Here is a 20,104-nt window from a genome sequence, read left to right as displayed (position 1 = left end):
GAGTTTCTTGTATGTATGGCTCTTAATTATACTACCCAAATCCAAAGAGAAAAAACATTATTTGTCATAAGTTACACATTCTATGCTCCTGATTATGGGAATATGCACAAGGGAATGTGTACTGCGAAAATTATGTATATTTTCCGCTCTGGAAGAGCTGCAATGCGGAAAAAATTTTATAAAACAAGGCACGAGTATCTCGCGCCTTGTCTCTCTACTATATTATGCAACAACTTAATTGTTTTCTACAAGGAAATCAATTGCTTTGCGAATTTTCAGGTCTTCTTTCACAGCGTCTGTAGACCCAAGAGCCTGTGTTAAGCTTTCAACAGGCATGCTGTACATTTCAGCCATTTTAGAAAGCTCGCTGTTTACTTCTTCGTCAGATGCTTCAAGATTTTCAGCAGCTGCGATCGCTTCAAGCGTCAGGTTGAATTTCACGCGCTTTGCTGCATCTTCGTTCATTTGCTGTCTCAAAGCTTCTTCATCCTGTCCGGAGAACTGGAAGTAAAGCTCAAGGTTCATGCCCTGCATTTGCAGGCGCTGTTCGAATTCTTTCATCATGCGGTCAACTTCAGAGTTGATCATGGCTTGAGGAATCTCAACTTCAGCATTTTCAGCTGCTTTTTCTACAAGCTGGTCGCGAAGCTGGTTCTCAGTTTCAGCTTTCTTGCTTTCTTCAAGGCGTTCTCTTGTTTTAGCTTTCAGCTCATCAAGAGTTTCCACTTCATCGTTTACATCTTTAGCGAATTCATCGTCAAGCTCTGGAAGCTCTTTTGCTTTGATTTCATGGATTTTCACTTTGAATACCGCTTTTTTACCAGCAAGCTCTTCAGCGTGATATTCTTCAGGGAATGTTACTTCAACTTCTTTCTCTGCACCAGTTTCTGCTCCAACCAGCTGCTCTTCGAAGCCAGGAATGAATGTGTTAGAACCGATTTCAAGAGAATAGTTTTCTGCTTGTCCGCCTTCGAATGCTTCACCGTCTACGAAGCCTTCAAAGTCAAGAACAACTGAATCTCCATTTTCTACTTTGCCGTCTTCTTTTACGACAAGCTCAGCGTTTCTTTCCTGAAGAGTTTTCAGTTCGCTGTCGATATCTTCATCTGTTACTTCCGCACTTTCTTTTTCTACGCCAAGGCCTTTGTAATCGCCAAGTTTAACTTCTGGCTTCACTTCTACCTTCGCAGTAAAGATCAGGTTCTGGCCTCTTTCGATTTGATCGATGTCGATTTCAGGACGGTCGATCGGCTCAATGCCTGCTTCATCGATTGCTTTTGGATATTCCTGCTGAAGAACAATGTCAACAGCATCCTGGTATAAAGATTCTACGCCAAAGCGCTGTTCGAAAAGGCTGCGCGGAACCTTTCCTTTGCGGAATCCAGGAATGGATACTTGTTTTACTACCTTTTTGAAAGCTTCGTCTAGAGCTGTCTCAAATACAGCAGAATCAACTTCTACTGTCAGTTTGCCCTGGTTACCTTCTAATTTTTCCCATTTTGCAGTCATGAAAATTCCCTCCAAAAATCTATAAAATATGTAGTAATGTCCTTCAGTATCAAATTCCTTTTAACCAATTGCCTAAAAGGGATTTGCTTATGTAAAAGCGGACAATAAACTTCCAGCCTAATATGAAACCATTTCATTATAACATACAATGTTTTTCTTTCAACCTATCCGCCATTTTTTCTTATTCCGGCAAGGCTTGCGCTTATTCTTTACTGCTCTCTTTCATAAAAATATGAGAGCTCTTCGACTTCCAGCAGCTTTCTGGACGCTTCTCTGACACCATATTCCGATACTTCATACAGTGCTTCAATTTCTCCAGTGCCAAGTGTGATGCCATGCATGCCATATCCAGTTGAGTGGAGTGCTGCAGCCCAAATTGCCGCGTCAGGAGGTGTTGGCACAAGCGGAAAAAGCACATATAAATGACGAATCCACAGCTCTTTCACTGCTTCAAACAATGTGGGGTTTTCGCTTCCAAGCACATCGTCCAGCAGATTCAGGACTTTTTTGGCAAAAGGCATATCTGACAAATCACTGAGCTTTGAGGGAACAGGAGAAAGGGTTTCACCGAATTTGGTGATGGTCACTTTCTTGTCATACTCATTTTCCATTAAAAGCTGCAGTGCCATCGTTTTGATGACTGGATGAACTTCCGGTTCCTCCAAAAGTGTTTTGATGGTCTTCATATGCTTTGCTAGGTTCCGGTCTTTCAGCGATTGGATATATTGCATCTGCTGATTGGGATCTTCCATAAAAAGGCTGGTATTCATCCAATTTTCAAGCTCCGGGACTTCTTCTTCAAGTTCAATATCTTCGCCGTTCGACTCATTCATCTTCCGGCTGAATTCCAGAAGCTTATAAAATTGCTCGGCGTTTTCTGCCGGCACCTGGTTTTCCTGAAGCACTGCCTCAATCGTCAACTGGACTTCTTCGTATTCCTTCAATTGAATGAGAATCGTCAAATAGACTTGAAGAACGGTAAAATAATGGCCGATATCTTCATTCAGCATTTGCTTGCAGACCCTTTTGGCTTCCTGAAGCTCGCCCATTTCCATCAGGCACAGCGCTATGCCGAGGTGAATTTCCGCCTTGTCCTCGTCCATATGCTTGGCTTCTGAAAACAGTTCAAGTGCCTCCTGGTAGTGTTTGTTTTTCAGCGCCTCCATCCCTTTATCTATGAGGCGCTCTTTTAAATTCGGAAAAGGGATAATTTTTGAGTGCTTGTCATTCTTCATGACGGTCGACCAGCTCCAAAGAGATATTTGACTTCAAGTTTACCAATCGGCTAAACGGAAAACAAGCATGGGCCGGTTTAGGCCCATGCTTTTCTCTTTCCTTCATATGCTGTAATGCATTCTTCAAATAACAGTGTGTAGGCAATTTCGTCTCTTCCATTTAAGAGCATATCCTTCCAATGCGGGTCAATCTCAAAGGAACTGATCAGCCCGCCTGCATCCCAAATCGTCTGATCAACCAAATTCACTGTTAAAAACTTTTCCTTTCCTTCTGATTCCTTCATTAAATAATGCAGTCTTTCTCTTGTTACCTGAATGGGAAGCATTCCGTTTTTCAGGCAGTTTTGATAAAAAATATCCGCAAAGGAGGCAGCGATAATCACTCTAAAGCCGTAATCAGACAGCGCCCAAGGTGCATGCTCCCTTGAGGATCCGCATCCGAAGTTTTCTCCAGCGAGCAGAATGCTTGCCCCTTTATAGGCTTCCTGATTCAGTTCAAAGTCAGGATTGGGCTCATTATTTGGCCCGAAGCGCCAGTCATAAAAGGCAAATCGGCCGTAACCTGTTTTTTCAATCCGCTTTAAAAACTGCTTCGGAATGATTTGGTCTGTGTCCACATTGTCCCTGTCCATTACAGCGGCTTTTCCTTCATGAATTTGAAAAGGTTTCAAACTGCTCTCTCCCTCCTTCGGTTTTCCTGATATCCGCAAATCTTCCGTAAACAGCTGCAGCGGCTGCCATTACAGGGCTGACCAAATGGGTTCTGGCACCTCTTCCCTGCCTGCCTTCGAAATTTCTGTTGGAGGTGGAGGCGCAGCGTTCGCCTTCCGGTACAAAATCGTCATTCATGCTCAGGCACATGCTGCATCCGGAATGCCTCCATTCAAATCCTGCCTTAAGAAAAATGTCATGAAGGCCTTCTTCTTCTGCTTTTCTTTTCACAGATTGCGAACCTGGTACAACAATGGCCCGCACTCCGTCTGCTACATGCCTGCCCTGGATGAATTCAGCTGCTTCCCGCAAGTCATCGAGTCTTGCATTTGTGCAGGATCCAATGAACACATGCTGCACCTTAATGTCCTCCATTTTTTCCCCAGGTGAGAGATTCATATAGCGGTACGCGCTGCCTGCTTCCCGCTTTTCTTCCTCTGTGGAAAACATGTCTGGTGAGGGGACAGTGGCATCCACCGAAACGGCCATCCCCGGGTTTGTTCCCCAAGTTACCATCGGTGCGATCTCTTCTCCGCTAATGCTGAAAGATTTGGAGTAAACAGCATCTTCATCACTTTTTAATTCATCCCACTCCCGGCAGGCTTTTTCAAATTCTTCGCCCTTTGGAGCATATTTTCTTCCTTTAATATAAGAATAGGTTGTTTCATCAGGAGCGATCATCCCAGCCTTTGCGCCTGCTTCAATGGACATGTTGCACACGGTCATTCTTTCATCCATCGACATATTCCGGATCACTTCGCCCTTGTATTCGATGACATGGCCTGTTCCAAACTTGATGCCGTATTTTCCGATAATATATAAAATTACATCCTTTGCCTTAACCCCTTTTTGGAGCTTTCCATCAATGCGGATTTCAAGTGTTTTCGGTCTTTGCTGCCACAGCGTCTGCGTGGCCAGCACGTGCTCCACTTCACTTGTGCCGATGCCAAATGCAAGGGCGCCGAATGCTCCATGTGTTGACGTGTGGCTGTCGCCGCAAACGATGGTTTTGCCAGGCAGCGTCAGCCCGAGCTCAGGGCCGATAATGTGAACGATGCCCTGATCCTCGCTGTCAAGCCCTGCAAGCGGCACTCCAAATTCCGAGCAGTTCTTTTCAAGTGTTGTAACCTGCTTTTTGGCAATTTCATCTTTAATGATGTGCGGATGTATGGTTGGAATGTTATGATCCATTGTGGCAAATGTAAGATCGGGACGCCTGACTGCCCTATTGTTCAGCCGGAGACCCTCAAATGCTTGAGGGGAGGTGACTTCATGGATCAGCTGCAAATCAATATACAAGAGGTCCGGCATGCCCTCTTTTTGATGAACCACATGCTGATCCCAAATTTTTTCTGCCATAGTGCGCGGTCTCATGCTTCTCTCCCCTTTCATAAAATAGTTTCTTTACGCGTAAGCTTCCATAATGGACAAAATCGCATCTTCTTCTGCAAGAACAGCTTTCACTTCTTCTACCATTTCAACGGTGGATAGTATGGTTTTTCCTTTTACTGCAAGATCGGGCGTCAGTTTTCCGCCATCCAGCACCCGCTTGACGGCATTTTCCACAGCTTCTGCTTCCGCCTCCATGCCAAATGACTGTCTCAGCATCATGGCAGCTGATAAAATCATGGCAAGCGGATTGGCCAAATTTTTTCCTGCGATGTCAGGTGCTGAGCCATGAACAGGCTCATATAGATGAAGGCCTTCTTCCGAAAGGCTTGCTGATGGCAGCATGCCGAGTGAGCCTGTTAATACGGATGCTTCATCGCTCAAAATATCGCCAAACATATTCTCCGTCACGATCACATCAAAGCGTGCCGGATTTTTAATCAGCTGCATGGCAGCGTTGTCGACAAGCATATGCTCAAGCTCTATATCAGGGTATTCCTTTGCAATTTCTTCCGCTGTTTCACGCCACATCCGGCTGGATTCCAGCACATTTGCTTTATCAACAGAGGTGACTTTCATTTTCCTCCCTTTTGCCATCTCAAAAGCAGTACGGATAATGCGGTCGACTTCTTCCTTGCTGTAGAATAAGGTATCCACAGCAGACTCTTTGCCTCCCGCATGCTGGCGTTCGCTTGGTTTTCCGAAATAAAGGCCGCCTGTCAGTTCCCTGACAATAACCATATCAACGTTTTCAACATATTCTTTCTTAAATGGACTGTGATCGGCAAGGCTCTCATAAGCCTTCACAGGACGTATATTCGCATGAAGTTTCATATCCTTCCGAAGTCTGAGCAGTCCCTTTTCAGGCCGCTTTTCTGGAGAATTGCTTTCCCATTTCGGTCCGCCGACTGCCCCAAGCAGTACAGCATCGCTGTTTTTACAAAGCGCAAGTGTTTCTTCAGGAAGCGGGTCGTTCTGATGGTCCAGTGCTTCCCCGCCAATTTTTCCATATTGAAACGTAAAGGTGTGATGAAACTGTTCGCCGATTGCCTTTAAAATTTCCTTTGCTCCATCCATAACCTCTTTGCCGATTCCATCACCAGGCAGCATCGCAATCGTTTTTTTCATCTTCCATCCCCCATTTCAAGTCTAGTTAAATTGACACTTCGGTTTTCTCCTTCTGCTCCTGTTTTAATAGAAGCACCCTGTTTACCGCATTGACATAGGCTTTCGCTGAAGCCTCCAGCACGTCCTGTGCAAGGCCTCTGCCATTTGCTTCCTTTCCTTGAAAATCGATTTTCACATATACCTGTGCAAAGGCGTCTCTTCCGCTCCGGTTTGATTGTATGCGATAGTCTTTTAAATGAATTTCTTCTCCAATGCAGCGTTCAAGCGTATTGTAGATCGCTTCTACACTTCCTGCTCCAGTTGCTGCTTCGTTCAGCAGATTTTTATTTTGATCAAGCATGCTGACCGTTGCTGTTGTAATGTTATTCGTTCCATATTGAACCTGGATGGACTGAAGGTCATAAGCAGCTTCACCATTTGAAAGCTTTTCTTCCATAACAATGGCTGTTAAATCTTCGTCCGTAAATTCCTTTTTCTTTTCAGAAAGGTTTTTAAAAGATTGGAAGCTTTTGATGAGTTCATCTTCTGTTAAAAGATAGCCAAGCGATTCTAATTTATTTTTGAAAGCATGCTTTCCGGAGTGCTTTCCGAGCACAAGAGAGTTGGAAGCAACCCCGACAAGCTCAGGTGTTATAATTTCATAGGTGGTTTTTTCCTTCAATACACCATCCTGATGGATGCCAGATTCATGGGCAAACGCATTATTGCCGACAACTGCCTTATTTCCTGGAATCACCATGCCGGTTAGCTTGCTCACCATTTCACTTGTTTTCTTAATTTCATTCAGCTGCAAGCCGGAACGGGCATTATAGAAGTCAGAGCGGGTATGGAGCGCGACAGCTATTTCCTCAAGTGCCGCATTGCCGGCTCTTTCGCCAATCCCATTGATGGTGCCTTCAATTTGACCGGCACCGTTCTCGATCGCTGCCAGAGAATTGGATGTGGCCATGCCAAGATCATCGTGGCAATGTGCGGACAAAATCACATTTTCAGCTCCAGGAACGTTTTCTCTGATATAACGGAAAATCTCCCCGTATTCTTTTGGATGATTATAGCCGACAGTATCCGGGAGATTAATCACCTTCGCTCCCGCCTTGATAACCTCCCCTACTATTTCAGCAAGGAAAGGAAGCTCAGTTCTGCAGGCATCCTCTGCTGACCATTGAATAAAAGGAAAGGTTTTCGCTGCATATTTAACAGAATCGACAGCTGTTTGAATCACTTGTTCAGGTGTTTTTTTCAGCTTGTGTAAACGGTGAATCGGCGAAGTGGCAATAAAAACATGAAGCCGTGGCTCTTCGCCGTCCTTCAATGCTTCCCATGCCGCATCAATATCCCCCTTCACACTTCTTGCAAGCCCTGTGACAGAGCAGCCTCTGATTTCTTTGGCTATATTTTTAACAGATTGAAAGTCAAGGGAGGAGGAGGCTGGAAAACCAGCTTCCATCACATCCACTCCCAATTTTTCCAGCTGTTTTGCAATTTCCATTTTTTCCTGAGAGTTTAAATTTACGCCTGCGGATTGTTCTCCGTCACGCAAGGTTGTGTCAAAAAAATTAATTTTCCGCACCAGAGACCACCGCCTCTTTCTGTTTTGGCTTCACAAATGGCATCATTTTTCTTAGCTCCCTGCCGACTGTTTCTAACTGATGAGCATTTTCGCGCTTGTTGATTGCCTTGAACTGCGGGCGGTTCGCTTGGTTTTCCGCAATCCATTCCTTCGCAAACTTCCCGTTTTGAATTTCCTCCAGCACCTGTTTCATTGATGCCTTGACATCCTCCCCGACAACTCTTGGACCTGATACAAAATCACCCCACTGCGCTGTGTCGGAAATAGAATAGCGCATCGTTTCAAGGCCCCCTTCATACATCAGATCAACAATAAGCTTTAATTCGTGCAAACATTCAAAGTAAGCAACTTCCGGCTGATACCCTGCTTCAACAAGTGTTTCAAATCCGGCTTTTACAAGCGATGTCAGCCCTCCGCAAAGCACTGCCTGCTCTCCAAAGAGGTCTGATTCTGTTTCCTCCTGGAAGGTTGTTTCCAAAACTCCGGCTCTGGTTGCGCCAATGCCTTTGGCATAAGCAAGAGCGGTCGCTTTTGCATTCCCTGTTACATCCTGTTCGACTGCGATCAATGCCGGTACTCCAGCGCCTTCTGTGTAGGTTCTTCTGACAAGATGTCCGGGCCCTTTTGGCGCTACAAGAAACACATCAACAAATTCCGGCGGCTCGATCTGAGAAAAATGGATGTTGAAGCCGTGGGCGAAAACAAGCGCATTGCCTGGTTCCAAAGCATCTTTGATTTCTTCTTCGTAAACCTTTTTCTGCTGTTCATCCGGAAGGAGCACCATTACAATGTCAGCACTTTCCGCTGCTTCTCGGACTGTTTGAACAATGTGCCCGTCTTTTTCTGCCTGATCAAAGGATTTTCCTTTTCTGACGCCAACCGTGACATCAGCACCGCTTTCTTTCAAGTTCAGTGCATGGGCATGACCCTGTGAACCGTACCCGATTACTGCTACTTTTTTTCCGTTTAATGCCTGTTCATTTACATCACCGTTATAATAAACTTTTGCCATTCTGATCTCTCCCTTTTTCCTCTAGTATTGGTTTTTTCGAAAGCATTGGGATTAAACAATAAAAGATGTTTTTGGCTGTGCCGCTCTTTTTCCGCTTCTTGCAAATGCTGTGGTTCCTGTTCTGGCAATTTCTTTTATGCCGTATGGTCTGAGAAGCTCAATCATTGCTTCCACTTTCTCGCTTTCGCCTGTTACCTGGACAACGACGCTTTCTGCGCCAACATCTATGATCGTGGCTCTGAATGGATCAATAATGCCGTTCAGCTCTGTTCTTGTCTGGGGTGCTGATGCTACTTTTATGAGTGCAAGCTCTCTTGCCACAACAGATTGGTTGGTCATATCCGTTACTTTCAGGACATGAATCTGTTTGTTAAGCTGCTTGGTGAGCTGTTCTACCTCTTTTTCTTCCTGTACATTCACAACAAAGGTAATCCGTGATACCCCCTCTGTTTCCGAATGGCCGACAGAGATGCTTTCAATGTTGTAAAGTCTTTTTGTGAAAAGGCCTGTAATTCTGTTCAGTACGCCAGGCCTGTTTAAAACGGTCACCGTTAGAATGCGCTTCATGGTTTGATCCCTGCCATTTGATGAATTCCTTTGCCTGGTGCGATCATTGGATACACGTTTTCTTCCGGCTCAACGAGCACATTGATCAGCATCGGCTCAGGTGATGTAAGAGCTGATTCCAATTTTTCGTTTGCTTCAGGAAGACTGGAAATCGTTAACCCCTTAATGCCGTATGCTTCAGCCAGTTTTTCAAAATGCGGCTGTGAAACAAATTTTGAATGGGAATAGCGTTCCTCATAGAAAATTTCCTGCCACTGCCTGACCATGCCGAGGGATTGATTGTTCAGAACCACAATTTTGATCGGAAGGTTCAGTTCATAAATAACGGAAAGCTCCTGCAGGGTCATTTGGAAGCCCCCGTCCCCGACTACTGCCACAACCTGCCTTTTTGGATCTGCAAGCTGGGCGCCGATTGCAGAAGGAAGGCCGAATCCCATTGTGCCAAGCCCGCCGGAGGTTACCCAGCTGTCAGGCTTCTGGAAAGAATAAAACTGTGCTGCCCACATTTGGTGCTGACCTACATCTGTTGTAACAATTGCGTCTCCCTGTGTAGCCTGAAAAATCATTTGAATCAGCTGCTGCGGTTTGATGATATCATCTGACTGGTTATACCAGAGAGGATACTTCGCTTTTGTTTCCTCCTGTTTTTTCAGCCATTCTTTTCCGTCAGCTTTTTTGCCGTCCTCATGTAAGAGCTGCATGAGCACCTTCTTCGCATCTCCTACTACAGGAATTTTTGTCGGTACATTCTTTCCAATCTCAGCAGGATCAATGTCAATGTGAGCGACAGTTGCATACTTGGCAAAATCGTCCAGGTTTCCAGTGAGCCTGTCATCAAATCTTGCTCCAATATTGATAAGCAGATCACATTCATAAATCGCCATGTTTGCGGCATATGTGCCATGCATTCCTGCCATCCCTAAAAAGAGAGGATGGTCTCCCGGAAATCCTCCAAGACCGAGAAGCGTATGGGCTACAGGAATTTCCTGCTGTTCTGCATATTTTTTTAAATATTCAGACGCATTAGCGTGCAAAACTCCTGCTCCAGCCAGAATAACCGGCTTTTTCGCTCTGCTCACTGCTTCGACCAGCTTTCTGATCTGGAGATGGTTTGGAGCCGTGTTCGGCTGATAGCCCGGGAGATCCAGCGGAAGATCGTAGTTAAACTCTCCTTCCGATACGGCAATGTCTTTCGGAATATCAATCAGGACCGGTCCCGGCCGCCCTGTTGTGGCAATATGAAAGGCTTCCTTAATGAGCTGCGGCAGCTCTTCCACGTTTCTTGCCTGAACATTGTGCTTTGTGACTGGCATCGTGATCCCCAGTACATCTGCTTCCTGAAAGGCATCCGTCCCGATAACCGTTGTGGCAACCTGTCCTGTAAAGACAACAAGAGGAAGTGAGTCGATCATGGCATCTGCAAGCCCTGTGACAAGGTTTGTTGCTCCAGGCCCTGAAGTGGCGATTACTACGCCCGGTTTCCCTGAAATTCTTGCATATCCTTCTGCAGCATGGATCGCTCCCTGTTCATGCCGGGTGAGAATATGGTTGAGCCCTGAATCATAAAGCTTGTCATACAGCGGCAAAACAGCTCCTCCGGGATAACCGAAAACCGCCTCTACCTTTTCCCTTCTGAGCGCTTCGACCAGCATGTTTCCGCCGGTCATTCTGACAGATGTACACTTGGCAGCCGAATCATCCAATTGTACGTTCAAACTCATTTACAGTCCTCCTCTTTTCCTCTCAGGAATTTTTTGCATATAAAAACCTCCTCAACCCCTGGCAGACCCGGCCGTATTGTCTAGCGGATCAAAGGGGCGAGGAGGCTGTTATCTCCACGCGGTACCACCCTTTTTCATGGCCATATGGCCATCTCTTGAACATGTGAGCATGTTCGTTTTGATAACAGGTGCTAAAAGTGCGTGCACCCGGCCATACCCTACTGTTGTTCAGGCAGGCAGCTCTGAGGCGAGTTCACTGACTGATGCAGCACCGGATTCCAGCAACCCCGGCTCTCTGTGGAAGCATGTCAGACAGCTAATTATCCTCATCTAAGCTTTTCACATTATGATGGCATTCCCGTTAATCAGCCGGCATTAAGGCTGTCTTCAGGGATGTTTACTTTCACGCCTTCAGCAATAACTCTTTCCCTGAAGGATTCAAGCATTCGGTTTGTATGCTCTCCAGGTGTTCCATCACCAATCACTCTTCCGTCAACCTTTACAACCGCTATCACTTCTGCAGCTGTTCCTGTGAGAAAGACCTCATCTGCCGTGTATACATCATGGCGGGTGAACGGCTCTTCTGCGACATCATAACCAAGCTCTTTTGCAATTTCTAAAATGGCATTTCGCGTAATGCCTTCAAGGGCACCGATATATCCCGGCGGTGTCAGCAGCCGGCCATTTTTGTAAATAAACACATTATCTGCAGAACCCTCTGCAACATAACCCTGATCGTTCAGCATCAGTGCCTCGGTGACATTCGCGAGATGTGCTTCTATTTTTACCAGAACGTTGTTCAGGTAATTTAATGATTTCACTTTTGGACTGAGTACATCCGGTCTGTTTCTTCTTGTTGGAACCGTTACGATATCAATTCCAGTTTCATAGAGGTGCTTAGGAAAGATGGCGAGCGGTTCAACAATGATGACCGTATTGGCTTTGTGGCATTTGTATGGATCCAGCCCGAGATCTCCAGGGCCCCTGCTCACAACGAGCCTGATATAAGCATCCTTGAGTCCATTTTTTTCAACTGATTTGATAACTAATTCTGTCAATTCTTCCTGATCATAAGGCATATTGAGAAGAATGGATTTAGCTGATTGATACAGCCGGTCCATATGCTCCTTCATCCGGAAGATGTTCCCGTTGTATACCCTGATACCTTCAAAGATTCCATCGCCGTATAAAAAACCGTGATCATAGACGGAAATCTTGGCATCTTCCTTCCTGACAAATTCATCGTTGAGAAAGATCCATTGATCACTCATAGGAGCACACCTTTCCTTTAAAGTAAAACCGCTTTAGTTTGATAAATAAATTTGTGTAAAAAAAATCCATCGAAATGGATGAGTATCAATCAGTTACAATCTCATGTAACTAAGGTTTGAGGCTATATTACGCCCTTTCAGAACAGGCGTCAACACCCTTTTTCCGAATTGGCAGATAATTTAGATTAATTAAATAATTTGTATCCGCTTACATCAGCGCTATCATGGGAAAAGCCTTTTTTCAATTTTTTTTGTATTTTTTCTCACAAGGTTTTTTCAGAGGTGTATTGAAAGCCTTTTCAAGAATAGGTCTATTGAGTTTAGCTTTTGGGATTTGTGGTGCAGTTCAATGAAAATATCTTTAAAAGCAGCTTTTAAAATTGGCTGTTGATTTCCGTTGCAGGCGTCCGCTTTCCGCGGGCAGTGCGGGAGCCTCCTCGTCGCTTCGCTCCTGCGGGGTCTCCCGTCACTTGCACTCCCGCAGGAGTCTCCCGCCTGCCACTCCAATCTACAGGTGTGCAAAATTAATATGGATCCTAAACTCTGTCTATAAAACACAAAAAACCGTTATGTTTATAACAATAACGGTTCCTGTTATGACATTCTGAGCTGGCTTTTAGCAAGCGTTTTAAGAACAAATTTTAATTCCAGTGCCCCATAGTTAAACCCTGAATGACCCGCGGAATCCTCTGGCTGCATAATAGGAATCTGCTCCGTTATGATATACGAAGACCGTGTCATAGCGGCGGTCGCAGAATAGGGCGCCGCCTTTTTGTCTGATCCTGTCAGGTGTCTTAACCCAGCTCGATGTTTTCAAGTCGAAATTCCCCAGCTTCTGCAGTTCGCGGTATTGTTCTTCCGTTAGGAGTTCGATGCCGATGGCAGATGCCATCTCAACAGCGCTGTTTTCTGGCTTATGTTTTTTCCTAGACTCCAGTGCTTCTAGGTCATAGCAGACACTTCTGCGGCCTTTGGGGCTTTCTGGTGAACAATCGCAGAAAATGTATTCGCCTGTCTTTTCATCGTAATCAATGACGTCCGGTTCGCCGCCGGTTCTTTCCATCTCAAATAGTGTTTTTACTTTTTCTGGATCATTTTCAAGTTTTGACTGGATCTCTTCCCACTGCAGCCCTTCATGGCGGCTCATATTTTTTTCGAAGCGGCCTTTTAATAATGCCAGTAATTGAGTATGCTCTGCTGTCATTTTCGTCCTCCTTAGTTTAATCCTTGTCTTTTCTTCAAAACTTTTTCTTAAATATTATTATCCCAGGACAATGAATTTCTGCAATAAAAAAAGGAATGCTTTCACGATGTTTTCACATGTGACTGCATTCCTTATCTCGTAAAGCCCATCTTTAGGCTATTATGTATAAAGTTGGCGTCCCAGGAGAGATTCGAACTCCCGACCGTACGCTTAGAAGGCGTATGCTCTATCCGGCTGAGCTACTGGTTATATCGCTGTTTGTTTAAGTTCAAGTATAACGGTCATTTATCGAACTTAGACCGACATCTCCTTTTAATTATATATGTTTAGATGGATAGTTTCAATATAGTTTTAGAGTAATCAGTTACATATATAAATCATTAAAATTGTAAATAAACCATATTAATTACCCTCAGAGTAATGGATAGACTTACCAGTAATAAGCTAATATACTTAAATTGACTTTAAACAAAAGTAATGAAAGGGGATTAAATTGTATAATGAAACTATAATTAAAAAATGTGTTCAATTAGGAATATATACCTCTGTTTATCTATCAAAAGCTTTATGGAAACCCTATATTGAGGATGAGGAAGAAAAAACACAAGTCATCCAAGTAATGTCTGAGTATATAGAAGGTATAGAATACTTGTTTAAAGTTTTAAAAATAAAATATGATGAAAGGGATTTTTTAGACTCTATTAAAAATCATACTCATGATTCCTCCCTAACAAATAATATTAAATATTACTTTAAAAACGATACCTTTGGAAATATTTTGGAGGACAAGTACGGTAAATATGCAAATTTAGTCTATTCCCTTACAATCTTAATCGGTTTAAATAAACAACAAACTTCTGCTTTATCTATTGATTTAACATATGAGGATTTGGAAACTAATCCAGATTATGTTGATATGCTGAATGAAGCAAAATCTAGTTTAGAGGTATACATAGATTTCTTAAATTCTAACAGATTAAATATACAAAACATGCTTCCGGAAATACTTCCTCATGCTACCTTTTTAATAGAATTGGAAACTGTAGATGACCTTATTTCAAATAAAAGCATTGATACACATTTAGAGTATTTTAAGACAGTAGATAATACTTTAAATCAGATGTTAAATTCTATGACTCCTCACTACTTCAATCAGCTAGATAGATTATCACGAGGAAAAAAGTTAATAAGTGAACTTAACAATTGTAAAACGGGGGAAAAGAACTGGAAAAATTATGAAGATATCTGTATAAAGATACTAAACTTTTTATTTGTTCCTCCGTTTTCAGAGGTAAAAGAACAATCTAGGACAGAATCTGGTGATTCTAGACGTGATGGTGTTCTTCCTAATAATAAGCACTCTGGTTTCTGGGAAATGGTTCGTAACGAATTCAAAAGTAGGCACATTATCTGTGAATTTAAAAATTATTCAACTGATGTAGGGAAAGATCAATTAAACCAGTTAAGAATATATCTTTCTAAACCAACAATAGGCAGATTTGGATTGCTTTTTCTTCGGAAAAAACCTAGCAAGAAATTATTAGAGGCTAGAAAAAGAGCATATGAAGAAGGGAATATTTTAATTTTATTATTAGATGATGAATTAATCATTGAAATGATTAAGATGGCAATTTATGCCGATTCACCAGAATTTGTACTTGAAGATCTAAAAATACAATTCGAATTGACATATTAGTAGATTTATATAATAGAAAAGTCTATATATTTTAAACTTAATGTTTGAGAAACCTTATTATCCAAGGTTTTCTTTTTTTTACTTTATAAGGAGATAAAAATAACCAATAATCTTAGTATAAACATTCGTTCCCTTTAATAAAAAAAAGAAAATCCTATTTCAATTAGGGTTATAACTACTTATTTATTAACTAACGGTTAATTGTCATTACCCAAATAGGTTCTTATTTCTCTAAACATTGATTTAGTTGCGTCTAAATGTTCAATACGAATATTTCTTTGCTCATTTAAGATTCCTTCTACCCCGGCAGTTGCTTTTCTCGGTTGTTTCGTTCTTACATCATTTGCAGTTATAGCAAAAAAGTTATAGTTCTCAAATTGCTCCCTTAATCCAGGAAGATGATACTCTCTATCGGCATCCAAAATACCTATCACTTTCTCAAATCCTAGTTCATCAAATAATTTAGCTATTTGGTGCATATTATCTGCACCACCAATACCCCATCCAAAAAATTGTCCATTTAGCTTAATATCGAGTTGGTCTAATATTAATTTATAAAAGATAACATCATCCTGACCTTCAACTAACAATATTCTATCCTCTAGAAAAAAAACTTCCTTGGCATCTAAACCAAAAACATGAGGATTATAAAGATTGCTTAAACTTCTATTAATAAAATTAGCCGATTCATTACTGATTTGGGAAATGACTGTATTATTTTCTTTTTGATGAACTCTTGCTATAGTGGTACCATTTACAAGATTTTCTAAATCAATGAAATAAGGTGAGTGAGTTGCGATAAGTATTTGTCTTTCTTTTGAATATTCGCTAATAAGAGAAGCTAAACGCTTTTGTAGTGAGGGATGAAGAGATAATTCTGGTTCATCAATTACTACTATATCTTTAGGATTTGAATCATAAAGAGCATCAATAATAAAAAATAAACTAACTATCCCTTCTCCTACCCCCTCACTACTATGACTTATAGTTCCCTTTGAAAATTTAAGAAAATAGTGACCATTGTCATTTTGATCAATTGTCCAATCTGGTATTGGGTTTATAACTTTTTCTAAAACCTTATTAAAATTATCTCTGTTTTTTTCAGCATTAAATAATCTACCTGAAAAATTATCTTGTTGAGAGGCTCTTTGTGGAGGAAAACCAATTTGGTATGTTGTATAATTCTGTCTATCAAATTCATTTTTTTGAAAGAAAGGATTAAATGCACGCCTAGAGGGGAGTATAAAAATGTCCCCAATATTATTTTGATTGCTAACTAATTCTACCTCGCTACTTCCAGTTCTAATACTTCTAATCTCTACTACATTATCTAAGTCATCTATTACTTTTATGGATACTTTATCTCCCGCAGAAATATTTCTTCTCCCCAAAGTAAAACTTGGAAGTGAATGACTTCTTTGAGGGAATGCTCTAAGAGCTTCTATTACAGTTGATTTACCAGAGTTATTCGAACCAACAAGTATTGTTAAGCCACTACCCATATCTCCATTTGGTAAAGATAAGTCTAACTCCTGTTCTTCTCCAAAACCTCTTAATCCATTTATAGTAAGCTTTTTTATCATTATATATTCTCCCCTTAACTTCTACTAAAATTTAGTAATTAACTTAATAATAATCTATATTTTATAAAAAAGGAAAACCATGCTTGAAATACAGTTAATACGTAAATCAAAGGCCTAATAGGGAGCTCAAAATTATTTATTGAAAGCAAAAGTTACTAGGCAGCAAAAATACTTTTTTATGTCTTGCTTACCTCTATCCTTATTTTATATATTCAAAGTAAGTGTATACCTAATAATCAAATTCCTCTCCGAGAATTTGGACAGTGTTTGAGTGTGGTAAATCTTTTCTGCAATTGGGCGATAGATACACTATTCACTCTTAATCCCCTTATGGAATTTATATATTACTTTTTACAAATATGTTGAGTAATTAATAATGGATATTGCCTCTCTTATATTATAAAATTTCTCATTAAAATTCCTTTATGTTCCTTCATTTAGTAGTAGAATATTATATCTTTTAATCAAGGGTAATTAGGTTAAAAATTAAAACTTTCTTCTAAAATGGAGGAAATTCCCTTATAAATAATTGATACCTTCTAAAATTATGATAATATAAATTTTGGTAGTTTTTTTACAAAAAACTAAGGTGGCAATAATGTATGCCTAAATTCACTTGTATAAAACACGATCAAGTTATGGTAGAGAAGTTAGTCAACAATAAGATACAGCCCTATTGTATGGAATGTATTAAAGTTCAATCCTTCGATGAAGAACTCATGAAATATAAGAGGAATGAGGAATGGAACAAAAATCAACATAGGCGGGAATTAAAATTAGAGTATTTCAGAAATATCTTCAATGCTTTTTCAGTTTTTTTAAAGTTTTTACTGATTTTATTGTTCCCTGCTTATATAGTTGGCTCAATTCTGTGTCTTTTTATCGCCTATTCTACTGTGATAGATTTGTATGCTGGTTTGGCTTTTCTTATAATCTCGTTTCTTTTGTTAAAAACTTTGTTTACTGTACCAAAACATCAAACACAATATTCTGAACCAACTATAGACGAAATTAGTAAAATGGTTGATCTTGAAAAGGAAAGGAATTTGGAGAAGGTCAAAAAGTTCAAAGATAGCTTAAAAAAAGAATATTTAATTCGTTCCACTAGAATTGAAGAAGTTGACCTAATGGATGGATATAGGTTTGAAGTATTCATAGCAGACTTAATAAAAAAAATAGGATTTCAAAATATAAAGGTGACCAGAAAGAGTGGAGATGGAGGTGTAGATATATTAGCTGAAAATCTTCAGGGTGAAAAAACAGCAATTCAATGCAAACGGTTAAAGAGTAAAGTAGGAAATACTGCTATACAAGAAATTTATTTAGGGAAGAAATTGCACAAATGCAAAAAGGCTATGGTAATCACAAATTCTTATTATACGAAACCCGCTATACAAGCTGCTGTTTTATCTGGAGTGGAATTGTGGGATAGAATTAAATTAACAGAATTGATGAGAGAGATTGAGCCTAAATTCACTTGGGAAGAATACCTACATTCCTATTATACTTCACCTAAAGAAGAACAAAATATTTCATAATTTCACAGACACTAAAAGCAGGGGGCAAATATGAGCTGGGAAGAAATGTATAGACGTGAGTATCCATGTAGTTGTGGGAAAGGCACTTATACCGAAGTTAGTAAAATGGATGACTGGAATAGACGAAGAGAATTTCGAGTTATGAACTGTCTGATATGTGCCGAAAATGAAAGGGCAGAAGAGGCAAAAATTAGGGAAGAGCGTGAACAATTAAATACATTGGCCAAAGAAATTAAAACTTATTTTACTGAAAATTATTTACAGGAGTGGCTTAATTTTTTTGGAGCAGCAAAAACTAAAAAGAAGGCGTGGGAAATAGCGAAAGAAATAGGAGTGGAAACAGATAGCCTATCCTCTTTTTACAGCCGAAAGTATTACAATATAGAAAAATACATTGAAAGTCTCACAACCTATACTAATATTGACAAGATTGTACAAGTATTGAATATTTATGATAACGAATTAATGCAAAAAATAAAGGAAGCAATAAGACTCAGTAATTATGAAACCAAAAGATCAATAAACGATTGGTACAATGATCACTAATAGACATTAATAATACGATTGATTCTAAACAGCATAGAAAAAAGCAATGGTATTTCGTTCCCCATTGCTTTTTCCTTTCTTTAAAGCAGTTTTTACAATAGGTAGAATAAATAATCTTTTTTTTAATTCACATATCTTTTACCGCTCTGTAGAGAGTCGCTCTGCTTATTTGGGTGATATCTGAAATCTCATTTACTGTCAACTTATTAGTTTTCCTGTTTTTGAATAATTCTAGTGCGTGCTCAAGACCTTTATGCTTAGTGGTATACTTTTTAGGCTTTCCTTTGTATACGCCCCTTTGTTTTGCTAAAGCAATTCCCTCTATTTGTCTTTCTCTTATCATATCGGCTTCAAATTCCGCAATACCAGATAGGACAGTAATCATAAGCTTTCCTATAGCAGTGGTTGTATCTACTTTGTCTCCCCCCATGTTTAATACGATCAGCCCAACCCCTTTATCATTAAGAAGCGCAATTGTATTGAGAGCATCTTGGGTGCTTCTTGCAAATCTATCTAATTTTGCAACAACTATAATATCTCCTTGACTAACATTTTCAACAAGCAGATTAAACTCTTTTCTTTTATCTTTTTCACGTCCAGAAGCTTTTTCTTTAAAAATCACTTCACAACCATGCTCTGTTAGTTGATTAATTTGAGCAGTTAAATCTTGACCTGTTGATGAGACTCTTGCATAACCATATCTTGTCATTAAATACACCCCTATTTTGATACATGTATATGAGACATTATTAACTCAAGTGTATCAATGAATTAAAAATGTATCAATAGGGTGTACTCAAAAGATTCAATTTGAAAATTTGTCTCTTATTTGCCCCTTCATCTAGGAATCAATTAACTCTTTTCTTTTCCCTGTTTAAAGGTTTGCTTTCAATCTTTTCGTAAACTAAGTTCATTTCCTATTTTACAAAAATTTTACAAATAATCGACAGGTTTTTTAAAATTTTAAAAGAAGTTACATTTAAAGGAGGTGTTATGCAATTGATGCAAATAGGTGAAAAATCATTTATTAATAAAGTTGTCGAAGCATGCGAAAGGAATGACGATTCAGAAGTACATATTTTAGTTAACGATCAAGGACTACTACTTTATTGTCATTATTCCTGTGATAAACAGCCTGACGATATCAAGAGATTTGATGGGACTCCAGTTAAAATTATTTGTGTTTTCGGGAAAGAATTAATAAACGATTTTCATTATAAAGCGGGTAACGATGACTTAACTAGAGCATGGCTTAAAAAAGCTGTTAAAGCTGTTATAAAAAATAGCAAAGAGTATTCTGAGTCGTATTATCGTTTGCTGCTCAATCATTAATAAAAAAAGTGTCATAGGACACTTTTTTAAAAATTTATTAATATTGAATATATTAAAATTTATCCATTAACAAAAAACACACGTTCGCATTT

The 20,104-nt window shown here is 40.3% G+C and carries 17 protein-coding genes and 1 other annotated feature; of the genes, 4 read left to right on the top strand and 13 right to left on the bottom strand.

The window, feature by feature from the left end; genetic code table 11:
• Positions 1-234 precede the first annotated feature (234 nt).
• The 11 genes from tig to LRR81_RS01430 form a co-directional block, all read right to left on the bottom strand.
• Positions 235-1,509 (bottom strand): trigger factor, encoded by a 1,275-nt coding sequence (gene tig / locus LRR81_RS01480; RefSeq protein WP_231787527.1) that lies wholly within the window; start codon positions 1,507-1,509, stop codon positions 235-237.
• 209 nt (positions 1,510-1,718) lie between these two features.
• The gene (locus LRR81_RS01475; RefSeq protein ID WP_231787526.1) at positions 1,719-2,744 is read right to left on the bottom strand and encodes a tetratricopeptide repeat protein; all 1,026 of its coding nucleotides are present in this window, start codon (positions 2,742-2,744) and stop codon (positions 1,719-1,721) included.
• 77 nt (positions 2,745-2,821) lie between these two features.
• Entirely contained in the window at positions 2,822-3,415 is a 594-nt protein-coding gene (leuD, locus tag LRR81_RS01470) for a 3-isopropylmalate dehydratase small subunit (protein WP_231787525.1), read from the bottom strand.
• Positions 3,393-4,829 (bottom strand): 3-isopropylmalate dehydratase large subunit, encoded by a 1,437-nt coding sequence (gene leuC, locus LRR81_RS01465; protein WP_231787524.1) that lies wholly within the window; start codon positions 4,827-4,829, stop codon positions 3,393-3,395. The genes leuD and leuC overlap by 23 nt, the downstream gene beginning before the upstream one ends.
• 30 nt (positions 4,830-4,859) lie before the next feature.
• A complete protein-coding gene (leuB, locus tag LRR81_RS01460) occupies positions 4,860-5,972 on the bottom strand; it encodes a 3-isopropylmalate dehydrogenase (protein WP_231787523.1) in 1,113 nt (370 codons plus the stop codon).
• Positions 5,973-5,997: 25 nt separating this feature from the next.
• On the bottom strand, positions 5,998-7,542 hold the full coding sequence (locus tag LRR81_RS01455) for a 2-isopropylmalate synthase (RefSeq protein ID WP_231787522.1): 1,545 nt from the start codon (positions 7,540-7,542) through the stop codon (positions 5,998-6,000).
• Positions 7,529-8,554, bottom strand: coding sequence for a ketol-acid reductoisomerase (gene ilvC / locus LRR81_RS01450; protein ID WP_231787521.1), 1,026 nt, complete (start codon positions 8,552-8,554; stop codon positions 7,529-7,531). Before ilvC ends, LRR81_RS01455 begins: the two co-directional genes overlap by 14 nt.
• A 51-nt stretch (positions 8,555-8,605) precedes the next feature.
• Positions 8,606-9,121 (bottom strand): acetolactate synthase small subunit, encoded by a 516-nt coding sequence (gene ilvN / locus LRR81_RS01445; RefSeq protein WP_231787520.1) that lies wholly within the window; start codon positions 9,119-9,121, stop codon positions 8,606-8,608.
• Positions 9,118-10,842, bottom strand: a complete 1,725-nt coding sequence (gene ilvB, locus LRR81_RS01440; RefSeq protein WP_231787519.1) for an acetolactate synthase large subunit — start codon at positions 10,840-10,842, stop codon at positions 9,118-9,120. The genes ilvN and ilvB overlap by 4 nt, the downstream gene beginning before the upstream one ends.
• A gap of 89 nt (positions 10,843-10,931) precedes the next feature.
• Positions 10,932-11,184 (bottom strand) — a binding site (T-box leader).
• Between the two features lie 23 nt (positions 11,185-11,207).
• A complete protein-coding gene (gene ilvE / locus LRR81_RS01435) occupies positions 11,208-12,113 on the bottom strand; it encodes a branched-chain-amino-acid transaminase (protein ID WP_231787518.1) in 906 nt (301 codons plus the stop codon).
• A gap of 661 nt (positions 12,114-12,774) precedes the next feature.
• Positions 12,775-13,317: a DUF4256 domain-containing protein gene (locus LRR81_RS01430; RefSeq protein WP_231787517.1), complete on the bottom strand. Its 543-nt coding sequence runs from the start codon at positions 13,315-13,317 to the stop codon at positions 12,775-12,777.
• A 493-nt stretch (positions 13,318-13,810) separates the two neighbouring features.
• On the opposite strand from LRR81_RS01430, the gene LRR81_RS01425 reads away from it, so the two are divergent.
• On the top strand, positions 13,811-15,013 hold the full coding sequence (locus LRR81_RS01425) for a hypothetical protein (protein WP_231787516.1): 1,203 nt from the start codon (positions 13,811-13,813) through the stop codon (positions 15,011-15,013).
• A gap of 197 nt (positions 15,014-15,210) precedes the next feature.
• On the opposite strand, the gene LRR81_RS01420 is transcribed toward LRR81_RS01425, so the two are convergent.
• On the bottom strand, positions 15,211-16,596 hold the full coding sequence (locus LRR81_RS01420; RefSeq protein ID WP_231787515.1) for an ATP-dependent nuclease: 1,386 nt from the start codon (positions 16,594-16,596) through the stop codon (positions 15,211-15,213).
• A gap of 602 nt (positions 16,597-17,198) precedes the next feature.
• Here LRR81_RS01420 and LRR81_RS01415 point away from each other — a divergent pair.
• Both LRR81_RS01415 and LRR81_RS01410 read left to right on the top strand, forming a co-directional pair.
• Positions 17,199-18,134, top strand: a complete 936-nt coding sequence (locus tag LRR81_RS01415) for a restriction endonuclease (protein WP_231787514.1) — start codon at positions 17,199-17,201, stop codon at positions 18,132-18,134.
• 30 nt (positions 18,135-18,164) lie between these two features.
• Positions 18,165-18,680, top strand: coding sequence for a hypothetical protein (locus LRR81_RS01410; protein WP_231787513.1), 516 nt, complete (start codon positions 18,165-18,167; stop codon positions 18,678-18,680).
• 127 nt (positions 18,681-18,807) lie between these two features.
• Here LRR81_RS01410 and LRR81_RS01405 read toward each other — a convergent pair whose 3' ends face one another.
• Entirely contained in the window at positions 18,808-19,389 is a 582-nt protein-coding gene (locus tag LRR81_RS01405; protein WP_231787512.1) for a recombinase family protein, read from the bottom strand.
• A gap of 284 nt (positions 19,390-19,673) precedes the next feature.
• Between LRR81_RS01405 and LRR81_RS01400 the strand changes: the two genes are divergently transcribed.
• Entirely contained in the window at positions 19,674-20,012 is a 339-nt protein-coding gene (locus LRR81_RS01400; protein WP_231787511.1) for a hypothetical protein, read from the top strand.
• The last annotated feature ends 92 nt before the right edge of the window (positions 20,013-20,104 follow it).

The organism is Metabacillus kandeliae (genome assembly GCF_021166585.1).
GTDB classification, from domain to species: domain Bacteria; phylum Bacillota; class Bacilli; order Bacillales; family Bacillaceae; genus Metabacillus_B; species Metabacillus_B kandeliae.
Note: the sequence above shows the minus strand (reverse complement) of the source record. Positions and strands in the feature narration are given on the sequence as shown.

Coding starts and splice junctions, on each gene's coding strand:
- tig (WP_231787527.1), bottom strand. CDS start 1,509: ATGACTGCAAAATGGGAAAAATTAGAAGGTAACCAGGGCAAACTGACA.
- LRR81_RS01475 (WP_231787526.1), bottom strand. CDS start 2,744: ATGAAGAATGACAAGCACTCAAAAATTATCCCTTTTCCGAATTTAAAA.
- leuC (WP_231787524.1), bottom strand. CDS start 4,829: ATGAGACCGCGCACTATGGCAGAAAAAATTTGGGATCAGCATGTGGTT.
- leuB (WP_231787523.1), bottom strand. CDS start 5,972: ATGAAAAAAACGATTGCGATGCTGCCTGGTGATGGAATCGGCAAAGAG.
- ilvC (WP_231787521.1), bottom strand. CDS start 8,554: ATGGCAAAAGTTTATTATAACGGTGATGTAAATGAACAGGCATTAAAC.
- ilvN (WP_231787520.1), bottom strand. CDS start 9,121: ATGAAGCGCATTCTAACGGTGACCGTTTTAAACAGGCCTGGCGTACTG.
- ilvB (WP_231787519.1), bottom strand. CDS start 10,842: ATGAGTTTGAACGTACAATTGGATGATTCGGCTGCCAAGTGTACATCT.
- ilvE (WP_231787518.1), bottom strand. CDS start 12,113: ATGAGTGATCAATGGATCTTTCTCAACGATGAATTTGTCAGGAAGGAA.
- LRR81_RS01430 (WP_231787517.1), bottom strand. CDS start 13,317: ATGACAGCAGAGCATACTCAATTACTGGCATTATTAAAAGGCCGCTTC.
- LRR81_RS01420 (WP_231787515.1), bottom strand. CDS start 16,596: ATGATAAAAAAGCTTACTATAAATGGATTAAGAGGTTTTGGAGAAGAA.
- LRR81_RS01415 (WP_231787514.1), top strand. CDS start 17,199: ATGCCTAAATTCACTTGTATAAAACACGATCAAGTTATGGTAGAGAAG.
- LRR81_RS01410 (WP_231787513.1), top strand. CDS start 18,165: ATGAGCTGGGAAGAAATGTATAGACGTGAGTATCCATGTAGTTGTGGG.
- LRR81_RS01405 (WP_231787512.1), bottom strand. CDS start 19,389: ATGACAAGATATGGTTATGCAAGAGTCTCATCAACAGGTCAAGATTTA.
- LRR81_RS01400 (WP_231787511.1), top strand. CDS start 19,674: ATGCAATTGATGCAAATAGGTGAAAAATCATTTATTAATAAAGTTGTC.